At 43.6% G+C, this 15,040-nt stretch carries 15 protein-coding genes; 10 read left to right on the top strand and 5 right to left on the bottom strand.

Features of this window, described 5'->3' with window-relative positions:
* The first annotated feature begins 35 nt into the window (after window positions 1–35).
* Both L0991_16885 and L0991_16890 read left to right on the top strand, forming a co-directional pair.
* A complete protein-coding gene (locus L0991_16885; GenBank protein XGB65204.1) occupies window positions 36–1,007 on the top strand; it encodes a LysR family transcriptional regulator in 972 nt (323 codons plus the stop codon).
* Window positions 1,008–1,139: 132 nt separating this feature from the next.
* Window positions 1,140–2,261 carry an FAD-dependent monooxygenase gene (locus L0991_16890; protein ID XGB65205.1) on the top strand — a complete coding sequence of 374 codons (1,122 nt, stop codon included), beginning with the start codon at window positions 1,140–1,142 and terminating at the stop codon, window positions 2,259–2,261.
* Window positions 2,262–2,359: 98 nt separating this feature from the next.
* Here the strand turns inward: L0991_16890 and L0991_16895 are convergent, their stop codons facing one another.
* Window positions 2,360–3,760: an alpha-amylase family protein gene (locus tag L0991_16895; protein XGB65206.1), complete on the bottom strand. Its 1,401-nt coding sequence runs from the start codon at window positions 3,758–3,760 to the stop codon at window positions 2,360–2,362.
* A 307-nt stretch (window positions 3,761–4,067) separates the two neighbouring features.
* On the opposite strand from L0991_16895, the gene L0991_16900 reads away from it, so the two are divergent.
* Complete coding sequence (locus L0991_16900; protein XGB65207.1) at window positions 4,068–4,967, top strand: DMT family transporter; 900 nt, start codon at window positions 4,068–4,070, stop codon at window positions 4,965–4,967.
* A 95-nt stretch (window positions 4,968–5,062) separates the two neighbouring features.
* On the opposite strand, the gene L0991_16905 is transcribed toward L0991_16900, so the two are convergent.
* On the bottom strand, window positions 5,063–5,482 hold the full coding sequence (locus L0991_16905) for a VOC family protein (protein ID XGB65208.1): 420 nt from the start codon (window positions 5,480–5,482) through the stop codon (window positions 5,063–5,065).
* Between the two features lie 397 nt (window positions 5,483–5,879).
* Between L0991_16905 and L0991_16910 the strand changes: the two genes are divergently transcribed.
* The 4 genes from L0991_16910 (at window position 5,880) to L0991_16925 (ending at window position 9,303) form a co-directional block, all read left to right on the top strand.
* Window positions 5,880–6,500 carry a heme-binding beta-barrel domain-containing protein gene (locus L0991_16910; protein ID XGB65209.1) on the top strand — a complete coding sequence of 207 codons (621 nt, stop codon included), beginning with the start codon at window positions 5,880–5,882 and terminating at the stop codon, window positions 6,498–6,500.
* Between the two features lie 531 nt (window positions 6,501–7,031).
* Window positions 7,032–8,273, top strand: a complete 1,242-nt coding sequence (locus tag L0991_16915) for a hypothetical protein (protein XGB65210.1) — start codon at window positions 7,032–7,034, stop codon at window positions 8,271–8,273.
* Window positions 8,274–8,415: 142 nt separating this feature from the next.
* Window positions 8,416–8,685: a DUF3081 domain-containing protein gene (locus L0991_16920; protein XGB65211.1), complete on the top strand. Its 270-nt coding sequence runs from the start codon at window positions 8,416–8,418 to the stop codon at window positions 8,683–8,685.
* A gap of 18 nt (window positions 8,686–8,703) precedes the next feature.
* Window positions 8,704–9,303, top strand: a complete 600-nt coding sequence (locus L0991_16925; protein ID XGB65212.1) for a CIA30 family protein — start codon at window positions 8,704–8,706, stop codon at window positions 9,301–9,303.
* A 122-nt stretch (window positions 9,304–9,425) separates the two neighbouring features.
* On the opposite strand, the gene L0991_16930 is transcribed toward L0991_16925, so the two are convergent.
* Window positions 9,426–10,451, bottom strand: coding sequence for a zinc-binding alcohol dehydrogenase family protein (locus tag L0991_16930; protein XGB65213.1), 1,026 nt, complete (start codon window positions 10,449–10,451; stop codon window positions 9,426–9,428).
* 200 nt (window positions 10,452–10,651) lie between these two features.
* On the opposite strand from L0991_16930, the gene L0991_16935 reads away from it, so the two are divergent.
* Window positions 10,652–11,575, top strand: a complete 924-nt coding sequence (locus L0991_16935; GenBank protein ID XGB65214.1) for a LysR family transcriptional regulator — start codon at window positions 10,652–10,654, stop codon at window positions 11,573–11,575.
* 130 nt (window positions 11,576–11,705) lie between these two features.
* Here the strand turns inward: L0991_16935 and L0991_16940 are convergent, their stop codons facing one another.
* Complete coding sequence (locus L0991_16940) at window positions 11,706–12,086, bottom strand: hypothetical protein (protein ID XGB65215.1); 381 nt, start codon at window positions 12,084–12,086, stop codon at window positions 11,706–11,708.
* Window positions 12,087–12,259: 173 nt separating this feature from the next.
* Entirely contained in the window at window positions 12,260–13,447 is a 1,188-nt protein-coding gene (locus L0991_16945; protein XGB65216.1) for a benzoate/H(+) symporter BenE family transporter, read from the bottom strand.
* Window positions 13,448–13,549: 102 nt separating this feature from the next.
* On the opposite strand from L0991_16945, the gene L0991_16950 reads away from it, so the two are divergent.
* A complete protein-coding gene (locus L0991_16950) occupies window positions 13,550–14,110 on the top strand; it encodes an XRE family transcriptional regulator (GenBank protein XGB65217.1) in 561 nt (186 codons plus the stop codon).
* A gap of 88 nt (window positions 14,111–14,198) precedes the next feature.
* Window positions 14,199–15,038 (top strand): patatin family protein, encoded by an 840-nt coding sequence (locus L0991_16955; protein ID XGB65218.1) that lies wholly within the window; start codon window positions 14,199–14,201, stop codon window positions 15,036–15,038.
* The last annotated feature ends 2 nt before the right edge of the window (window positions 15,039–15,040 follow it).

Here is a 15,040-nt window from a genome sequence, read left to right on the forward strand (position 1 = left end):
GACTCTAACATTCCAAAAACTCATGCGAGTGAATTATGACCCCATATCCTAGCCTGCCATCCTCACATAATGGCTTAAAAGCCTTCGAAGCAGCAGCAAGACTGATGAGCTTTACACTCGCTGCCGATGAACTCAACGTGACACAGAGTGCAATTAGCCGTCAGATAAAACAGCTTGAAGATGAGCTGAACGCATCTTTGATCATTCGTAAACATCGAGCGATTGAATTAACAGAGCAAGGTCATGATTTGTATACTGCTTTGCGAGAAAGCTACGGCAGTATCGAATCGGTTATCGCATCTTGGAGAGAACCAAAACAGAAACGTATCGTGATCAAGGCAACCCTGAGTTTTGCTACGCGCGTGTTGATCTCTAAGGTTCGTGAATTAAACGAGCGTTACCCAGATTACGAGATCGTGATTGTTCCTGTGATTGAAGAAGATGAAGCCATTAACAGCAGTGAGTATGACCTGTTGATCTTTCATACTCGATTCAAAAGCCGCTATGACAACGCTGCTGACATCACTTTCTTGCGTGAAGAGTTTATGGCACCCGTGTGTTCCACAAGCTTAACCAATGCTTTAGGTTTAACTAAGAAAGATACCGACCTCGATTCGATCTTGACCATGCCAAGGCTTCACCCGACTTTAGACCACCATGACTGGAAGGTATGGCTAGCCGATGTCGAATCGCCACCGACAAAGCCTGTTAGAAATACCAGCTTCTTATCTTTGGATATGGCACTCAGTGCTTGCTTATCCGGTGAAGGAGTTACAGTAACGGATCTGCTTTTGGTTTTGCAGGATTTGCAACGAGGTTTCTTGCACTGCCCGCAAAATGCCAAGATTCAACACAGTGCTTGGACCTACTTCATCCACCAGCGTACTCACTCTGCAGTGATCAACGACTTGATTGGGTGGCTTAAACAAGACACCAAAAACGAGATCGAGCTACTTAAGTCACTCTCCCAGCAAAATCATTGGTCTGGAGTGATTGAAGATCATTGAGGGATCTCACCCATGATTCGATGCTCTCAATAACCTTTTCATTTATAACGTTTATTTATTGATTGGAATGACCTATCTTACGCCCTATGAACCAATACTCAGATATTGGCATCTTAGTTTTAGGAGAAAGTCATGGAACAACAACGTCTAAAAATCGCAATTATCGGCGCGGGACTGAATGGTTTGGCCCTTGCGTTATCGCTTCGTAAGTTTGGGATTCAAGCTCGAGTCTACGAAAAGGCAGCACAGCCACGTGCTGATGGTACAGGTATCATCATGTGGCCAGAGGGCATGCAAGTTCTTGCGGCATTAGTGGGTGTCGACAAAGTTAAAGCGGCTTGTAACCAAGTCGATACTATCTCAACATTGACGGCGACTGGCTTTCCAATCAACACACTCAATATGAGCGATTCGCCAAGCAAAGCAAATGCGCCTATTGGTTTATTTCACCGTAGTCGTTTGTATCAATTGTTGCTTGATGAATTAGGTGATGAGTGTATTGCCACCAACCAGCATTGCACTGTCGTTGAGAATGGCGAACAGTCTCAAATTCTTATCAATGGAGAACCTCTTGATGCAGATATTATTGTCGGTGCCGACGGTGTGTTCTCGCAAGTCAGAAAATTCGTGGCACCTGAAGTCTCTCTGAGACAACCGAATGTATATTGCTGCCGTGGTGAGATTGATTTCAAAGCGCCAGAGATCAGTGACGAAGAGTGCTATGTATTCGCGGGTGACAAATCTCGCATCGTAACCTACACCTACGACCGAGAAACCCAAGGCAAGTACTGGTTTGCTGCATGCGCCGTTGAGGAAGGTGAAACGCTTTCTAAACAAGCCGTGTTAGAGCAGTTCTCTCACTATCCTAGCTATTTACTGGATATGATTCGAGATACGCCAGAATCGAAGATCTTACCTTCTCCCCTAACTGATGTTGCCCCATTTGATACTTGGTATCGAGACAACGCCGTTTTATTAGGCGACGCGTGCTGTGCAGTATTACCGACAATGGGTATCGGCTTCAGTTTAGGCATTGAGAACGCTTACGTCTTAGCACAAAGCATTGCCTCGAACTTTGAAGGGACCGAGCAAGCCTTCAAACGCTACCAACAGCGTGCTCAGCAACGTTCTCACGAGCTACAAAACATCACACACAGACTGAGTGAACTGACATATAAAGATGAGTTCAACCCAGTTGAAGTGGCAGAGCTTTACCAACAGTTTGCTATCGTGAATAGCCGATCGCCTTTTTAATGACATGATTCGCTAACACTGCTTTGTCTACTAGAAAAGCCGCAGTACTCACTGCGGCTTTTTAGGTTATTGGCTCTGCTTTCTAGCTTTAACAGATACTACAACTTAAACATACGCGCGCTGCGTGGTGGCAGGTTAAACGTATGATAGCGAGAAGAAATCGTTTCTGTCGCGCTGCTTAATACGTCTTTATATTGAACATGCCAATTGAACTCGTGTTGGTAAGTATCAACTGTCACGCCACGCGTTTCTCCACACTTGTTTATCCCAACTAACCCTTCTTTGCCACGCTTGAACAGCAAAGTGCACTGGTCACTTGAAATCATGGTCATTGTTTTGCCTTGCATCGCGTTATGGAAGCTCAACATGGCTTTCATTGTCGAACTGTTCCACACATTGCCCCAGCGACCGTTATCCTTGTCTTCTGAATCAGAAAGATCATCACTGTAGATCAGTGGAGTGCCACCATCTTTACCAAGGATATACGCGTAAGCAAGCTGCTCATCTTGAGGATCCATTATTTGATAACGGAAGCCATCGTTGGTTGGAATATCGTGTGTGATAGTAAAGGTAATGGCACGGCTATCAGGCAAGGCTTGTCCGTAAGCTTGTGGATCGTGCAATTGGTTCAAACCACCGCCCATAGAGAACGCCGATCGAATCGAAGCAAACAGCGGGAAATCGTACGCAGAATGATTGGTGTTGTTCAAATAAGGTGCTAAGAAAGACTCGTAGCCACTATTCCTAGCTCCACCACTGGTAATCACCTCACCAAACACGTGCATGTTCGATATGATTTCAGGCGTAAATACTTGGTCGATTTGATACTGGCTCATGTGTTTCACCGCATCAATACGGAAACCCTTGATACCCATCTCTTTTAGCGCCTTCAAATACAAACGCTGCTGTGACACTACCCAGTTGTTTGGGTCGAGATCGGGTAGCCCGGTATCGCCATCAGCACCACACAAACGCCAGTATTGGACATGCCCTGGATCATCCCAATCCCAAATACAACCAGCCGCATGAAAATCATTAGCTGAAACAAAGCCTTGCGCTAAGTTACCGAAAAGAGTCTGGTCAGCATAATAGTTTGAGCGGCTGGCATACTCGTTTAACACTTCTGTACCAGGGTAGTTTAAGTCGCTTCGCTTCCAGCTTTCATTCGCCATGTGGTTAAGTACAACATCTGCGTAAACATCAACACCGACACTTTTCAGCGCGGCAATCATTGCTGCTAGATCTTGTTTATTCCCCAATGGAGAATTAATGGTACGTAGATCTTGTGGTTGATAACGCGCCCACCATTGGGTGCCACTGGATTTCATTGCCGGAGCGACCAGTACTTTCTTATAACCAGCTTCGGCGATTTGATTAGCATTGGCTGTCACATCTGAATATTTCCAATTAAATGCATGCAAAATGGTATCGGCATAAGTCGCTGAACTAAAAGAGCAAAGCGCGAGTGTGGATATGAGTAAGGTATTTATTGGTTTCATAGAACATATCTCTCATTATAAATTCACAGGAATGATATGAGTGATAAGGACAATTAAAACGCCCGATAAATCAGAGTTGGATTAGCGTCACCTTCTGTTGATGTTGATTTTATAAAATTGAGCTATGGCCGATATTATGTGAGGCAAAATGTGATGTGCGTTTTGCGGCGCATGGACGTATCCGTGACTAGTAGAAGATTAGAAATGAGAATTAATTGAATCAAGTTGACGAGAAAAAGACAAAGGCTTTGGTCGGGTCTTCTAAACTAAGCTATGATTCCTTTTCCCTCAACCGATTGATATTTTTATGCCTTCTTTCTCTTTTACAATGATCCCTGTTGGGGTTAGATTCATGCTCCTCTCCGCTTTTGGATTCGCACTGATGTCAGCCTGTGTGAAATACATCAGCAACTATGGCATACCTGTATTTGAGATCGTTGCGGCAAGGGCGTTAGTGTCTTTGATCATTAGCTATATCGACGTAAAACGAAAAGGCATTTCTATCTGGGGTAATAACAAACCACTTTTGTTTGTTCGAGGTGCAGTCGGCACTGCAGCGCTTATGTGTGTGTACTACGCAGTAACAACTTTACCGTTAGCAGAAGCAACCATTCTACAGTACGTACACCCCGTGTTTACTGCCCTGCTTGGCGTGTTATTCCTCAAAGAACGTGTCCAAAAGTCGACTATGATTTGCATTGCATTCTGTCTAGCGGGATTATTGGTGATGGTACAACCAAGTATGAACAGTAATACAAGCACCGAGTTACCGTTGTTCAGTATTATGGTGGCATTGCTTGGTGCATTTGGTAGCTCGATTGCTTACGTGATTGTGCGAAAGCTGAGCCAAACAGAAGACAGCTCTGTCATCATCTTCTACTTCCCACTAGTGGCTCTACCGATATCGACAGCACTTATTTGGAACGACTTTGTAATGCCGAGCCTATTCTTAACCGTGATGTTGGTGTTGGTTGGGGTTTTCACTCAAATTGGCCAATATGGTTTGACCAAGGCAATGCAGACTCAAGCAGCAGGTAAAGCTTCAGCTTACTCTTATGTTCAAATCGTCTTCTCAGCGCTACTAGGTGTTTGGATCTTCAATGAGATCCCTTCAGTATGGACATATCTTGGTGGTGGTCTGATTGTCACTGGCGCGCTTATTAATGTGTTTGGGAAACAGCTATTGGTACCGTTCAAAGCTAAGTAGAACACCGAGCGAAAGAGCATTTAACTAATCAATCTAAAAAGGCATTGCGGAGTGTTCCACAATGCCTTTTTCAGTTTTCCTACCTAACGATTCTGCTAACTTGTAGCATTTCGAAGCTTGGGATCATCACTCAAATATTCAACGAACTCGACCTCAAAACCAGCCGGGTCCACAAAATAAACGTTCTTGCGATAAGGTTCTTCAGCGCCAGGTTTTGCAATAGGAAAACCCGCATCGATTAGGCGTTGGGTCACGCTTTCAATATTATGAGTCACATAGGCGAAGTGTGCTAGACCAACAGAGTGGCCATCTAAATCTCGATTCTCACCCTCACCATGATCACTCATAGCGATATACTGATACTCATCTCCGAAATGTAACCAGTTTCGTGGCTTACCTGACCATTCACCCTTTCCTTCATCACGAACATACCAATGAGGGAATGCCGCTTTGTAGAAAGTCAGCATTTCTGGGATGTCTTTTACGACTAAATTTACATGTTCAAGTTGGATCATTCTTCTCTCCTTAAAGTATTCTCGTAAGCAACGTTGCATATCCTAATACCTCAAGTTAAGTTGAGGTAAAGCGTTAATTTGCATTTATTTCGAGAACGTTTTTAGAGCCCAAATTGTCGTATTTTCTGAAATACAAACTTTAAGTTTAGATGACTTCAAACCTGATAACTGACCTCAACCTTAAGACGCCAATAAACCTACGACTTCCCCCCTTAAATTCGAATGAGAAACCAAGGTTCCTGTTCAATATTTAAACGCATTAACATCCCCTTATTGACTGATACATCAGCTTACACTTCGCTTTCATATTAACCAGCAACACTGATCTGGGTTAATAAACGGGTTTCACAGCACCTTTATTGTTAATTAAGTCAAATAACTATATAAGGAAGTTAGTGTGAAAAAAGTATTAGCATTGGGTATCGTAGCTGCAATCTCGTTTCCAGCATTTGCAGATCACAACACAATCGATGGGATGGACTTCGGGCCATTAGCAAAATTAGTTGGCACCTGGAAATCAGTGGAAGCTGGCGGCATTGATGTTTCGCCAGGTCAAGAAGGGACTGATGTGGGTGCGGGAGGCCCTGCTGTCACACCATTTTATGAAGTGATGACGTTTGAAGTAGCCGCAGATGCCACCAACGCCAGCGACCAATATCTCGTTGCGCTTTATTATAAACAGGAAGTATTCCGCAAGGCTGACGACTCTAAATTCCACGATCAACGCGGTTACTTTATCTACGATCAGAAAAATCAGATCGTCTACAACTCTTACTGTGTCCCGCGTACCACATGTGTCACCGCTGAAGGCCCTGCCGGCGACACGATGACCTTGGTCGCTTCTAAACGCGGTATCGCCGAGTCTGAATACATGACAGACAACGCAACCACTACAGACTTCACAATGAACATCAGCATTTCAGACGACACGCTGACCTACTCTCAAACCACAGGTTTGGAGATCTACGACAAAGCCTTCGCACACACCGATTCAAGTACACTAATTAAAGTGAAGTAGATTCAAATACAAACGCCTTTCACAACGAAGTGAAAGGCGTTAATTGCAACTATAGTTATCACTATCGAAACAGCTATCTCCCTTTTTACCTCAATAGATTATCACCCTCTTTCTTATCCGTTTACCACTAGATGCAATAATTGATATTCCACGAGAAAGTTAGTAATGGCTGATTGAAATAAGTGGAATGTAAAATAAATATTATGTCATTTAATGCGAACCATTATTCTAAATTAGCTAAAGCTATATTAGACAAGGTATTTAACAAAATAGTTAATTAACTATAGTGAAGATTAATATTGATATTTAGATTAGTTTAACAATCTAGGATTAAGATATAGTTCAAAGCTTCAATGTTTATATAAAATATTTATTTAAATATTATTGAACCTATTTTTCGTTCCGTTTACATTCGTCTCCGCATAACATAAATCGATAACTACTCACCAAAAACACTCAACCTCAGCATACTTTCATGTATTGGGTACTTGAAAACGATAACAGCTTCCCTAAATCAACAGGAACTTTAATATGATCGCAACTTTCCTTAAGCGAGCCCTAATAATCTCAGCAACAAGGTTTGTTGCACTGTCTCTCGCGATGGTCGATATGATCATGTTAGGGCATACAAATATGGTGGCGGTGCAAGATTACACCTTGGCTTCACAAGTCGCTCAGGTTTTCGTTATCTTAGCTGTCGTACTCAGTATTGGTATCAATATTGTCATTGGACAGAACAAAGAGGCACCTCGTCAAACTGCTCAAGAAATACTTGGATATTCAATATTTCTTGGCGTGGTTTTACTTGTTATAAGCCTTCTTGTGGGCCAATTTTTTGATGCTACAATCCACGCAACTCAAAGTTATTTTATACTTTCCATTAGTATTTTTCCGTTGGCTATTTATGTTGGATTATGCAACATTTTAGAAGCACAAGGCTTAGAGAAAAAAGTGCTAGCGGTAACAATAGCCAGTGCAATAGCGAATATCGCTTTTAACTATATCGCAATAGCTAACATAGATAATGCTTCTGTAGCGGTATCAATATCGACCCTAGCAATACGTGTTTTAACCTTATTGCCTGTCATATATCTAGGTTTCAAAAATCAGCTCATCGCTACTCCACGATTCAACAAAGAAAAGGTCGGAATACTTGTTAATTTTGGTCGCACAGAAGCATTGACCAGTATCTGCTTCACTGGCGGTATTTCAATTTTGGTTCTTACGTTTGCCAGCCTTTATAACCAAGAACATACGGCGTATCTTGGGTTTGCCCTCAACTTTATGAATAGCTTTTCCGTGCTCTATGTAGGATTGGTGATATCTCTGTCCATTTCACTCTCTCAAATGGACAAATCCTCTAATGAACCTTACTCAATGCTCACGATTATGTTCGGTTATATCCTCGTGAGTGCATTTGGGTTAATTTTACTTGCTGGGGCTATTTCTCAGATCTATACACCTACTGCAACAAATGCATTGGTAAAAGCATTAAAACTCTCAGTCGCAGTGATCGCAATTGATGGTATTGCTCTTGTGTTTATATCTTGGTTGAGAGTTAGAGGCTTTTCTCAACTCCCGCCGCTATTTCGACTCTCAATGATCTTTGTTGGGCTGCCAGGAGCTTTTTTTATTACCGCTTTCGATAACCCTGTTCTCAATGTCATCTTTTTCATGGCCCTCGGTAACCTAGTCGCTGCTCTAGCGTCAATGGTCTATTTTGTGTTTCGTATCAAGCATAAATCAGAAGCTCTTTTAGGAGCTCATCAGTAGATACATTTCTCTACTTCCATACCGCGAGCACAATCTAAAAGTGCTCGCGTCTCTCTTAGTGATCGGAACCTAAAAGCAAACCGTAACGATTTAAATACAGGTGCTTAGCTATTTATCGTCGTTCACACCTAGGGAGCAACACATGGACAATAGGATCACCATCATTGAGTTCCTCAGAGTATTCGAGTTCATTCGCTCTTCAGGGAAGCAACTGGGCAACAGATATCAAGTCGGTGAAATGATGGCTTGGCATGATTACGATGGTTACACCTGTTGGCTAAGCTACAAAGACGTCACCGTCACACTGATGTTTCATGGTTCGCTGAAAATTGAGTACGACAACGCATCAAACTACTCTGAATTCATCGATCATTGTTTGGGAATACTCGCCACTGAACCTTCTGCGGACTAATGAGCAATGGAGAAAATCATGAACGAGTCGAACTTCACAGCGTCTTCATTGCGTAAGCGAACAACGCCTTTGTGGTTAACCCTCTGCCTTACTTTGTTATGGTCTGAAACGTCAACAGCAGGAATAGAGATGATTGATTTCACACAAGCGAGCGAACACCAGAAATGGTCTGCGATTAACGACAACGTAATGGGTGGCATTTCAACAGGTGGAATCGTTTATGATGGCGAGCATAGCCTATTTAAAGGAGAATTATCATTAGAAAACAACGGTGGATTCAGCTCAATAAATCGCTCCCTTGAATCGTTAAACCCCTCGCTTAACAATGTAGAGATATCCTTTGTTGGTGACGGTCGCTCGTACCAGTTAAGGTTCACAACATGGAAAAACGGCTATAGAACTAACTACAAGCACAGCTTTGACACCATCAAGGGTGAGCCACTCAAGAAAGTGTTCAGACTAGAGGACTTTCAAGCCGTATTTAGAGGACGATTACTCAACAATGCACCAGAACTCAAAGCTCAAGACATCAAACAATTGGGATTTTTAATTGCAGACAAACAGCCTTTGCCCTTTGAATTAAAACTGATTCAGATTCAATTCAAAGCATCCAAATAAATTGAAAAGATCGCAGATGAACAAAGCCCCAGACACCAATCTCTTTGGGAAATGTCTGGGGCTCTTCTATTCAAGTGTTAGAACTCATTAAACGCTCAACGGCTCAAACCCTACATTAACGCTTAGTATTTGATGGCTGTTTTACCAATTGATGCGCTGCTTTCAATACGTTGGTGCGCCTCTTTCATCGTATCTGCACTTAAACCATTCAGTGTTGTGGTTAGCGTAGATTTAATACGACCTGCATCAATCAAGTTCGCAGTTTGGAACAAGATATCTTGCTGCTTCTGAATATCGTCGGTGTTGAATAGCGAACGAGTAAACATGAGCTCCCAAATGAAGCCTACTGACTTACCTTGTAGTGCCGACAGGTCAATCTCACTATCAAACTCAACAATCGAACTGATCATGCCTTGCGGCGCAATCAACTCTACCATCGCATCCCAGTGACCTTTTGTGTCTGCAACATTGAAGATGTAATCCACATACTGGATACCTTGCTCACGCACTGATTCAACCAAGTTGCGGTGGTTCACTACGTGGTCTGCACCCATGTCTTTTACCCACTGCTCGGTTTCAGGTCTTGACGCTGTCGCAATAACATTAAGGTTAGTTAATTGCTTCGCTAGCTGAATAGTAATAGAGCCAACACCACCAGCACCGCCAATGATCAGGATAGACTTTTTCTCTTCAGGGCGAACACGCAGGCGATCAAATAATGCTTCCCACGCAGTGAGCGTTGCAAGCGGCATAACAACCGCGGCTTCATCCGTTAAGCTTTGTGGCGCTTTAGCTGTGATGCGATAGTCAACGGCTTGGTATTCTGCGTTAGCACCCATGCGTGTTACGTCACCCGCATAGTAAACACGATCGCCTAACTCGAAGCCTTCAACGTTTGTGCCTTTACCAACCACTTCCCCAACAGCGTCGTAGCCCAACACTTTTGGTTGCTCAAGTGTCTTATCTTTTGCGTTGCGAATACGGATTTTCGCGTCTGCCGGATTGATAGAAGTCGCACTCACTTTGACCAGTAAGTCATTCTCTTTTAATTCCGGCAGGCTCGTTTCAAATTCAAACAGGCTTTCTGGTTCTGTAATCGCTAGCGACTGAGTAAATCCGATGGCTTTCATTGTAAATGGTAGTGACATGTTGCTTCTCCTTAAATTCGATAATTGAATCTTAGAGATTTCTCACTTTAGATAAACAGCCTAATATTTGAATTATTATCAAATTATTTTTGATAATGAGGTGTGTGTACGCAAGAAAAATACTAAGATTAGCCACAGCAAAATGGCCAAACTTATGGCGAATAGAGCAACCGATTCACGGCTCAGAACAGGGAAATGAAATGCTTCTTGAAGACTTACAAGTAATTTTAAAGGTAGCGGAGTTTCGCAGTATCACAGCAGCCGCCACTAACCTAGACATGCGCACAGCAACGGCAAGTGCGGCGGTGAAACGCGTTGAAGCAGCTCTTGGCGCAGAGCTTTTCGTAAGAACCACTCGTCATCTTCGCCTCTCTCCCGCTGGAGAGCGATATTTACCAGATTGCGAACAAGCGTTGAAAATGTTGGACCAAGCGAAACTCAATATGCGCGAGGAGCTTGGTGTCATTGATGGCGAAATTCGAATCGCGCTTTCGTCAGATTTAGGGCGAAACCTTGTCATACCTTGGCTCGATGAGTTTCTATTTGATTACCCTCAAGCAACACTTCGAACGAGTATCAGCGACAGTAACATCGACTTTTATCGTGATTCTGTAGATATGGCGTTGCGTTATGGTTCACCGACTGATGCCAACATGTACGGCTTCAAAATTTGTGATGTGCCGAGAATCTTATGTGCTTCACCTGAGTATCTCGCAGAAAAAGGCAGCCCAGACCATCCAAGTGATTTGGCAGAGCACAACGGACTGCTGTATCAACTTCATGACATGTTGCAGGACGAGTGGGTATTTTACGACGGAACCCGAGACCACAAAGTAAAGCTCAAAGGGAATCGAGCATCCAATGACGCAGACCTTGTTAGGCGATGGTGTGTTGCAGGAAAAGGCATCGCGATAAAGTCTTGTTTGGATATGTCGACTCATTTGCTGTCTGGCGATGTGGTCAAAATCATGCCCAACTATGAGCCGACACCAACAGAACTGTGGTTGGTATGCCCAAGCCGTCAATCCATCACGCCAACCGTTCGTTTACTGAGAGATTTATTCCGTGAGAAAACGGCGGAGATCCTTTCCCAGCTCAATAAGCAAGGTGTCATCAACAGCTAAGCATCTTAATGCTGAATTTCAAAACTGGATACAAAAAAGGCGCTAGCGAACATTTGTTCACGGGCGCCTTTTGCGAATGACCTATCACCAAACATGGCAAACCGATTCGCGCATTTTAAAAGATACTTAGTTACTCTTCGATGATATCGCAATCCGCACAGCACTGAAGCGCTACTTCATGTTCGAACTCAATCGTGTCTTTGCCGTCTTCAAGCAGCTCTGCGATCTCGTCAGCGACTTCTTGCTCATCATCCGCCTCGATTTCGCCTTCAAGCTCTTCTTCTGAATAACCAAAGAAGTTCAACAGCAAGTACTCACGAGCTTCTTCTTTCGTGCAAACAACGTTCGCAGTAAGGTCTGGGGTAATCTCACCTTGTGCAAGTGTTTCAGTCAGTTGCGCTAAAACCACCTCTTTCATCGCTGGCGTTAACCAACCAAGATCTGTGCTTACTGTCGTTTTTTTACAGTCAAAGCAAGGCAATTGGTGAAAGTAGTATTGAAACGTAGTCATAGGAATATCTTCTTTAAATGTTGTATAGCGAGATTATGCGCGTTTTGTAGCAAAATACTATCTCAATCACAACTAAAGGCTTATTCAATCAAAATATTTATACCAAGTTTAGGGCTGCATGATGAGTTTCAATAAACTCAAGCTTTGTGTAGGTAAACTTTGCATCATTAAGACTAAGCTTGCGAAGCTCTGCTATCCCCATTCGTTCTGACTTTGTAATTGTGTAACCAGCAACAAAGTAATCCAATACAAAGCCCCCAGAAGGCACTTCCTATACCCAATAAATTTGTTCCAGAAGCAGTAAATAAGAACGTAAACAGTGCTGGCTCTCTGTAGTGGCTGTCTGCCATCGAAACCGCTAAACAGTTCATCAATGTAGGCATTACAGCTAACCCCGCAACAGCGATGACTACCTCTGAAGGAACCGCGCTAAACAAGGACACAAAGGACATCCCCATCACGCCAGCTAACAAATAGAACACGCCCATCGAAATACCTGCCATATAACGTGTTTTTGGGTCCTCATCGGCATTAGGGCCCATACAGATCGCTCCTGTGATTGCCGCAAGGTTATACGCAAAGCCTCCGAACGGCGCTAATAGTAACCCTGTCACACCTGTGGTAGTGATGATCTTCGATGAATCTACCTGATAGCCGTTCGCTTTAAGCACAGCAAACCCCGGTAAGTTCTGCGACGCCATCGTCACGATGAACAGCGGAATACCAACGCTAAGCAAAGAAAAGAATTCGAAATCAGGCATGATGAATACCGGTGTCGTTAAACCCACCGTGACCTGACTGACATCGAGTTTGCCAAGACCAATACACATCACCAAAGCAATGGCGAAAATGCTTGGGATGAGTAAGTTTCCTAACCTCGACTTCGCCAAAACAAACACAGCAAGCATGACCGCCACTATCTGAACTTCTTCCATTAACGACGTAAACAAGCCCAGACCGAACTGCAATAAAATCCCCGCCAGCATCGCCGATGCAATCGATGTTGGAATCTGTTTCAGTACCCTTTCAAAGATTCCCGCCATACCGACTAGCGTGATCAACAGCGAACTAAACAGGAATACAGCAACCGCCTGATTCATCGTCAGACCCTCAAGGGAAGTAATTAACAGTGCAGCTCCCGGCGTCGACCAAGCCGTCACTACCGGTTTCTTGTAGCAGAAAGAGAGCAATATCGTGGTTGCTCCCATGCCAATTCCCAACGCCCAGAACCATGACGCGACCTGCTCTTGAGTTGCTCCGGCACTCATAGCAGCTTGGTAAATGATCGCGGCAGCGCTTGCATACCCAATAAATACAGCAATAAACCCCGTACTGACGTGGGAAAATTTTAGCTTAGTCATGTTATTTTATTCCTATGTGCGTTATAACGTCCATAAGCTAAACCTAGCACCTGTGCGCTATAACGCACAAGTTGTTTATAGATAAAATCTTGTAGAAAAAGTATGCAAACAGAAATTAAAGTCGGTACTAACTTAAAACGCCTACGCCAAGAAAAGGGCTGGAGCCTAGATAAAGCAGCAAAAGCGACAGGCGTAAGTAAAGCGATGTTAGGTCAAATTGAACGTGGTGAATCCAGTCCTACCGTCGCTAAACTCTGGCAGATCGCATCCGGGTTTGAAGTGTCATTTTCCAGTTTCATCGCAGAAAGTTCGAACAATGAGCTGATGAGTTTATTCAGAGATGCAAACGAGTTGAGACGTGAAGAATATAACGTTGGCTTCTTCGTCAGTTTATTATTTCCTTTTGAGGAAGCACTTGGGTTTGAGATCTTCGAGCTAACCCTCGCCCCTGGCTATCAGCATGAATCCGAGCCGCATAATACTGGCGTTACCGAGCACATATTATGTATTTCTGGAGAAATGGCCGTGCTTTTCGATGGTGAATGGCAAACATTACAGGCAGGGCAAGCCGTTCGCTTTAATGCTAACCAAGAGCACGGATATAAGAACCTCGGTGAAGACAATGCGGTGTTCCATAACGTAATCCACTATCCTGAAAAATAATGGTTAGCCTACACATCCGACCATTTATCTAGTATTAATAACTATTGAAAGGATATGCATCTATAAGAATTAGGGAGCCCATAATCAAATGACACTAGAATCAAAACATGCCCTAGTTGTGGAAGGTGGTGCAATGCGTGGCATCTTTGCTGCTGGGGTGTTAGACGGCTTTATCGACCACCAATACAACCCGTTCGATTTCTGCATCGGCGTCTCTGCAGGCTCAACCAATTTAGCTTCTTGGTTATCTAACCAACGCGGCCGAACCTATACCATTATTTCTGACTACTCATGCCAACCTGAATTTATTAACTTCAAAAAGTTTGCCAAAGGTGGACACTTACTTGACCTCGACTGGCTTTGGGATCATATCGCGCAGCACTATCCATACGATATGGAAGCCTTTGATAAACAACCGCTTCCCTTTCAAGTCGTGACCACGGATGTTGAAACCGGTGAACCGCTTTACACGCAGGGTGAAAAAGATAACCTAGAAGAACTCCTCAAAGCTTCCTGCTCTGTCCCTATGGCCTACCGCACGCCTCTGAGAGTAAATGGTCGAAAAATGATAGACGGCGGTGTGGTCGATTCAATTCCAGTGATTGAGGCTTATAAACAGGGCGCGAAGCAGATCACAGTGATCCTCTCGCAAAAGCAGGGTTACAAAAAGCGCCCACCTAAAGCACCTTGGCTATTACGTCGCCTGATGAAAGAGACACCTCAACTGGCTGAGGCCATGATCACTCGTGCAGAGCAATACAATCAAACCTTAGAATTTATCGAGAACCCACCTCATGATTGCACGATTAAGGTTATCGTTCCTGATGATGGCTTCGCTGTGGGACGATTAACCACAGATAAAGACAAGCTTGAAGCCGGTTACCAAATGGGGCTTAAGGCAGCAGAGCGATTCGTTACACAAGAATAAAG

This window comes from Vibrio chagasii, assembly GCA_041879415.1.
GTDB lineage: Bacteria > Pseudomonadota > Gammaproteobacteria > Enterobacterales > Vibrionaceae > Vibrio.

What these genes read in the sequence shown, in the direction of transcription:
- L0991_16905 (XGB65208.1), bottom strand. Translation starts at nt 5,482, where the DNA reads ATGATCCAACTTGAACATGTAAATTTAGTCGTAAAAGACATCCCAGAA.
- L0991_16940 (XGB65215.1), bottom strand. Translation starts at nt 12,086, where the DNA reads ATGACTACGTTTCAATACTACTTTCACCAATTGCCTTGCTTTGACTGT.
- L0991_16885 (XGB65204.1), top strand. Translation starts at nt 36, where the DNA reads ATGACCCCATATCCTAGCCTGCCATCCTCACATAATGGCTTAAAAGCC.
- L0991_16935 (XGB65214.1), top strand. Translation starts at nt 10,652, where the DNA reads ATGCTTCTTGAAGACTTACAAGTAATTTTAAAGGTAGCGGAGTTTCGC.
- L0991_16900 (XGB65207.1), top strand. Translation starts at nt 4,068, where the DNA reads ATGCCTTCTTTCTCTTTTACAATGATCCCTGTTGGGGTTAGATTCATG.
- L0991_16915 (XGB65210.1), top strand. Translation starts at nt 7,032, where the DNA reads ATGATCGCAACTTTCCTTAAGCGAGCCCTAATAATCTCAGCAACAAGG.
- L0991_16895 (XGB65206.1), bottom strand. Translation starts at nt 3,760, where the DNA reads ATGAAACCAATAAATACCTTACTCATATCCACACTCGCGCTTTGCTCT.
- L0991_16945 (XGB65216.1), bottom strand. Translation starts at nt 13,447, where the DNA reads ATGACTAAGCTAAAATTTTCCCACGTCAGTACGGGGTTTATTGCTGTA.
- L0991_16890 (XGB65205.1), top strand. Translation starts at nt 1,140, where the DNA reads ATGGAACAACAACGTCTAAAAATCGCAATTATCGGCGCGGGACTGAAT.
- L0991_16925 (XGB65212.1), top strand. Translation starts at nt 8,704, where the DNA reads ATGAACGAGTCGAACTTCACAGCGTCTTCATTGCGTAAGCGAACAACG.
- L0991_16920 (XGB65211.1), top strand. Translation starts at nt 8,416, where the DNA reads ATGGACAATAGGATCACCATCATTGAGTTCCTCAGAGTATTCGAGTTC.
- L0991_16955 (XGB65218.1), top strand. Translation starts at nt 14,199, where the DNA reads ATGACACTAGAATCAAAACATGCCCTAGTTGTGGAAGGTGGTGCAATG.
- L0991_16950 (XGB65217.1), top strand. Translation starts at nt 13,550, where the DNA reads ATGCAAACAGAAATTAAAGTCGGTACTAACTTAAAACGCCTACGCCAA.
- L0991_16930 (XGB65213.1), bottom strand. Translation starts at nt 10,451, where the DNA reads ATGTCACTACCATTTACAATGAAAGCCATCGGATTTACTCAGTCGCTA.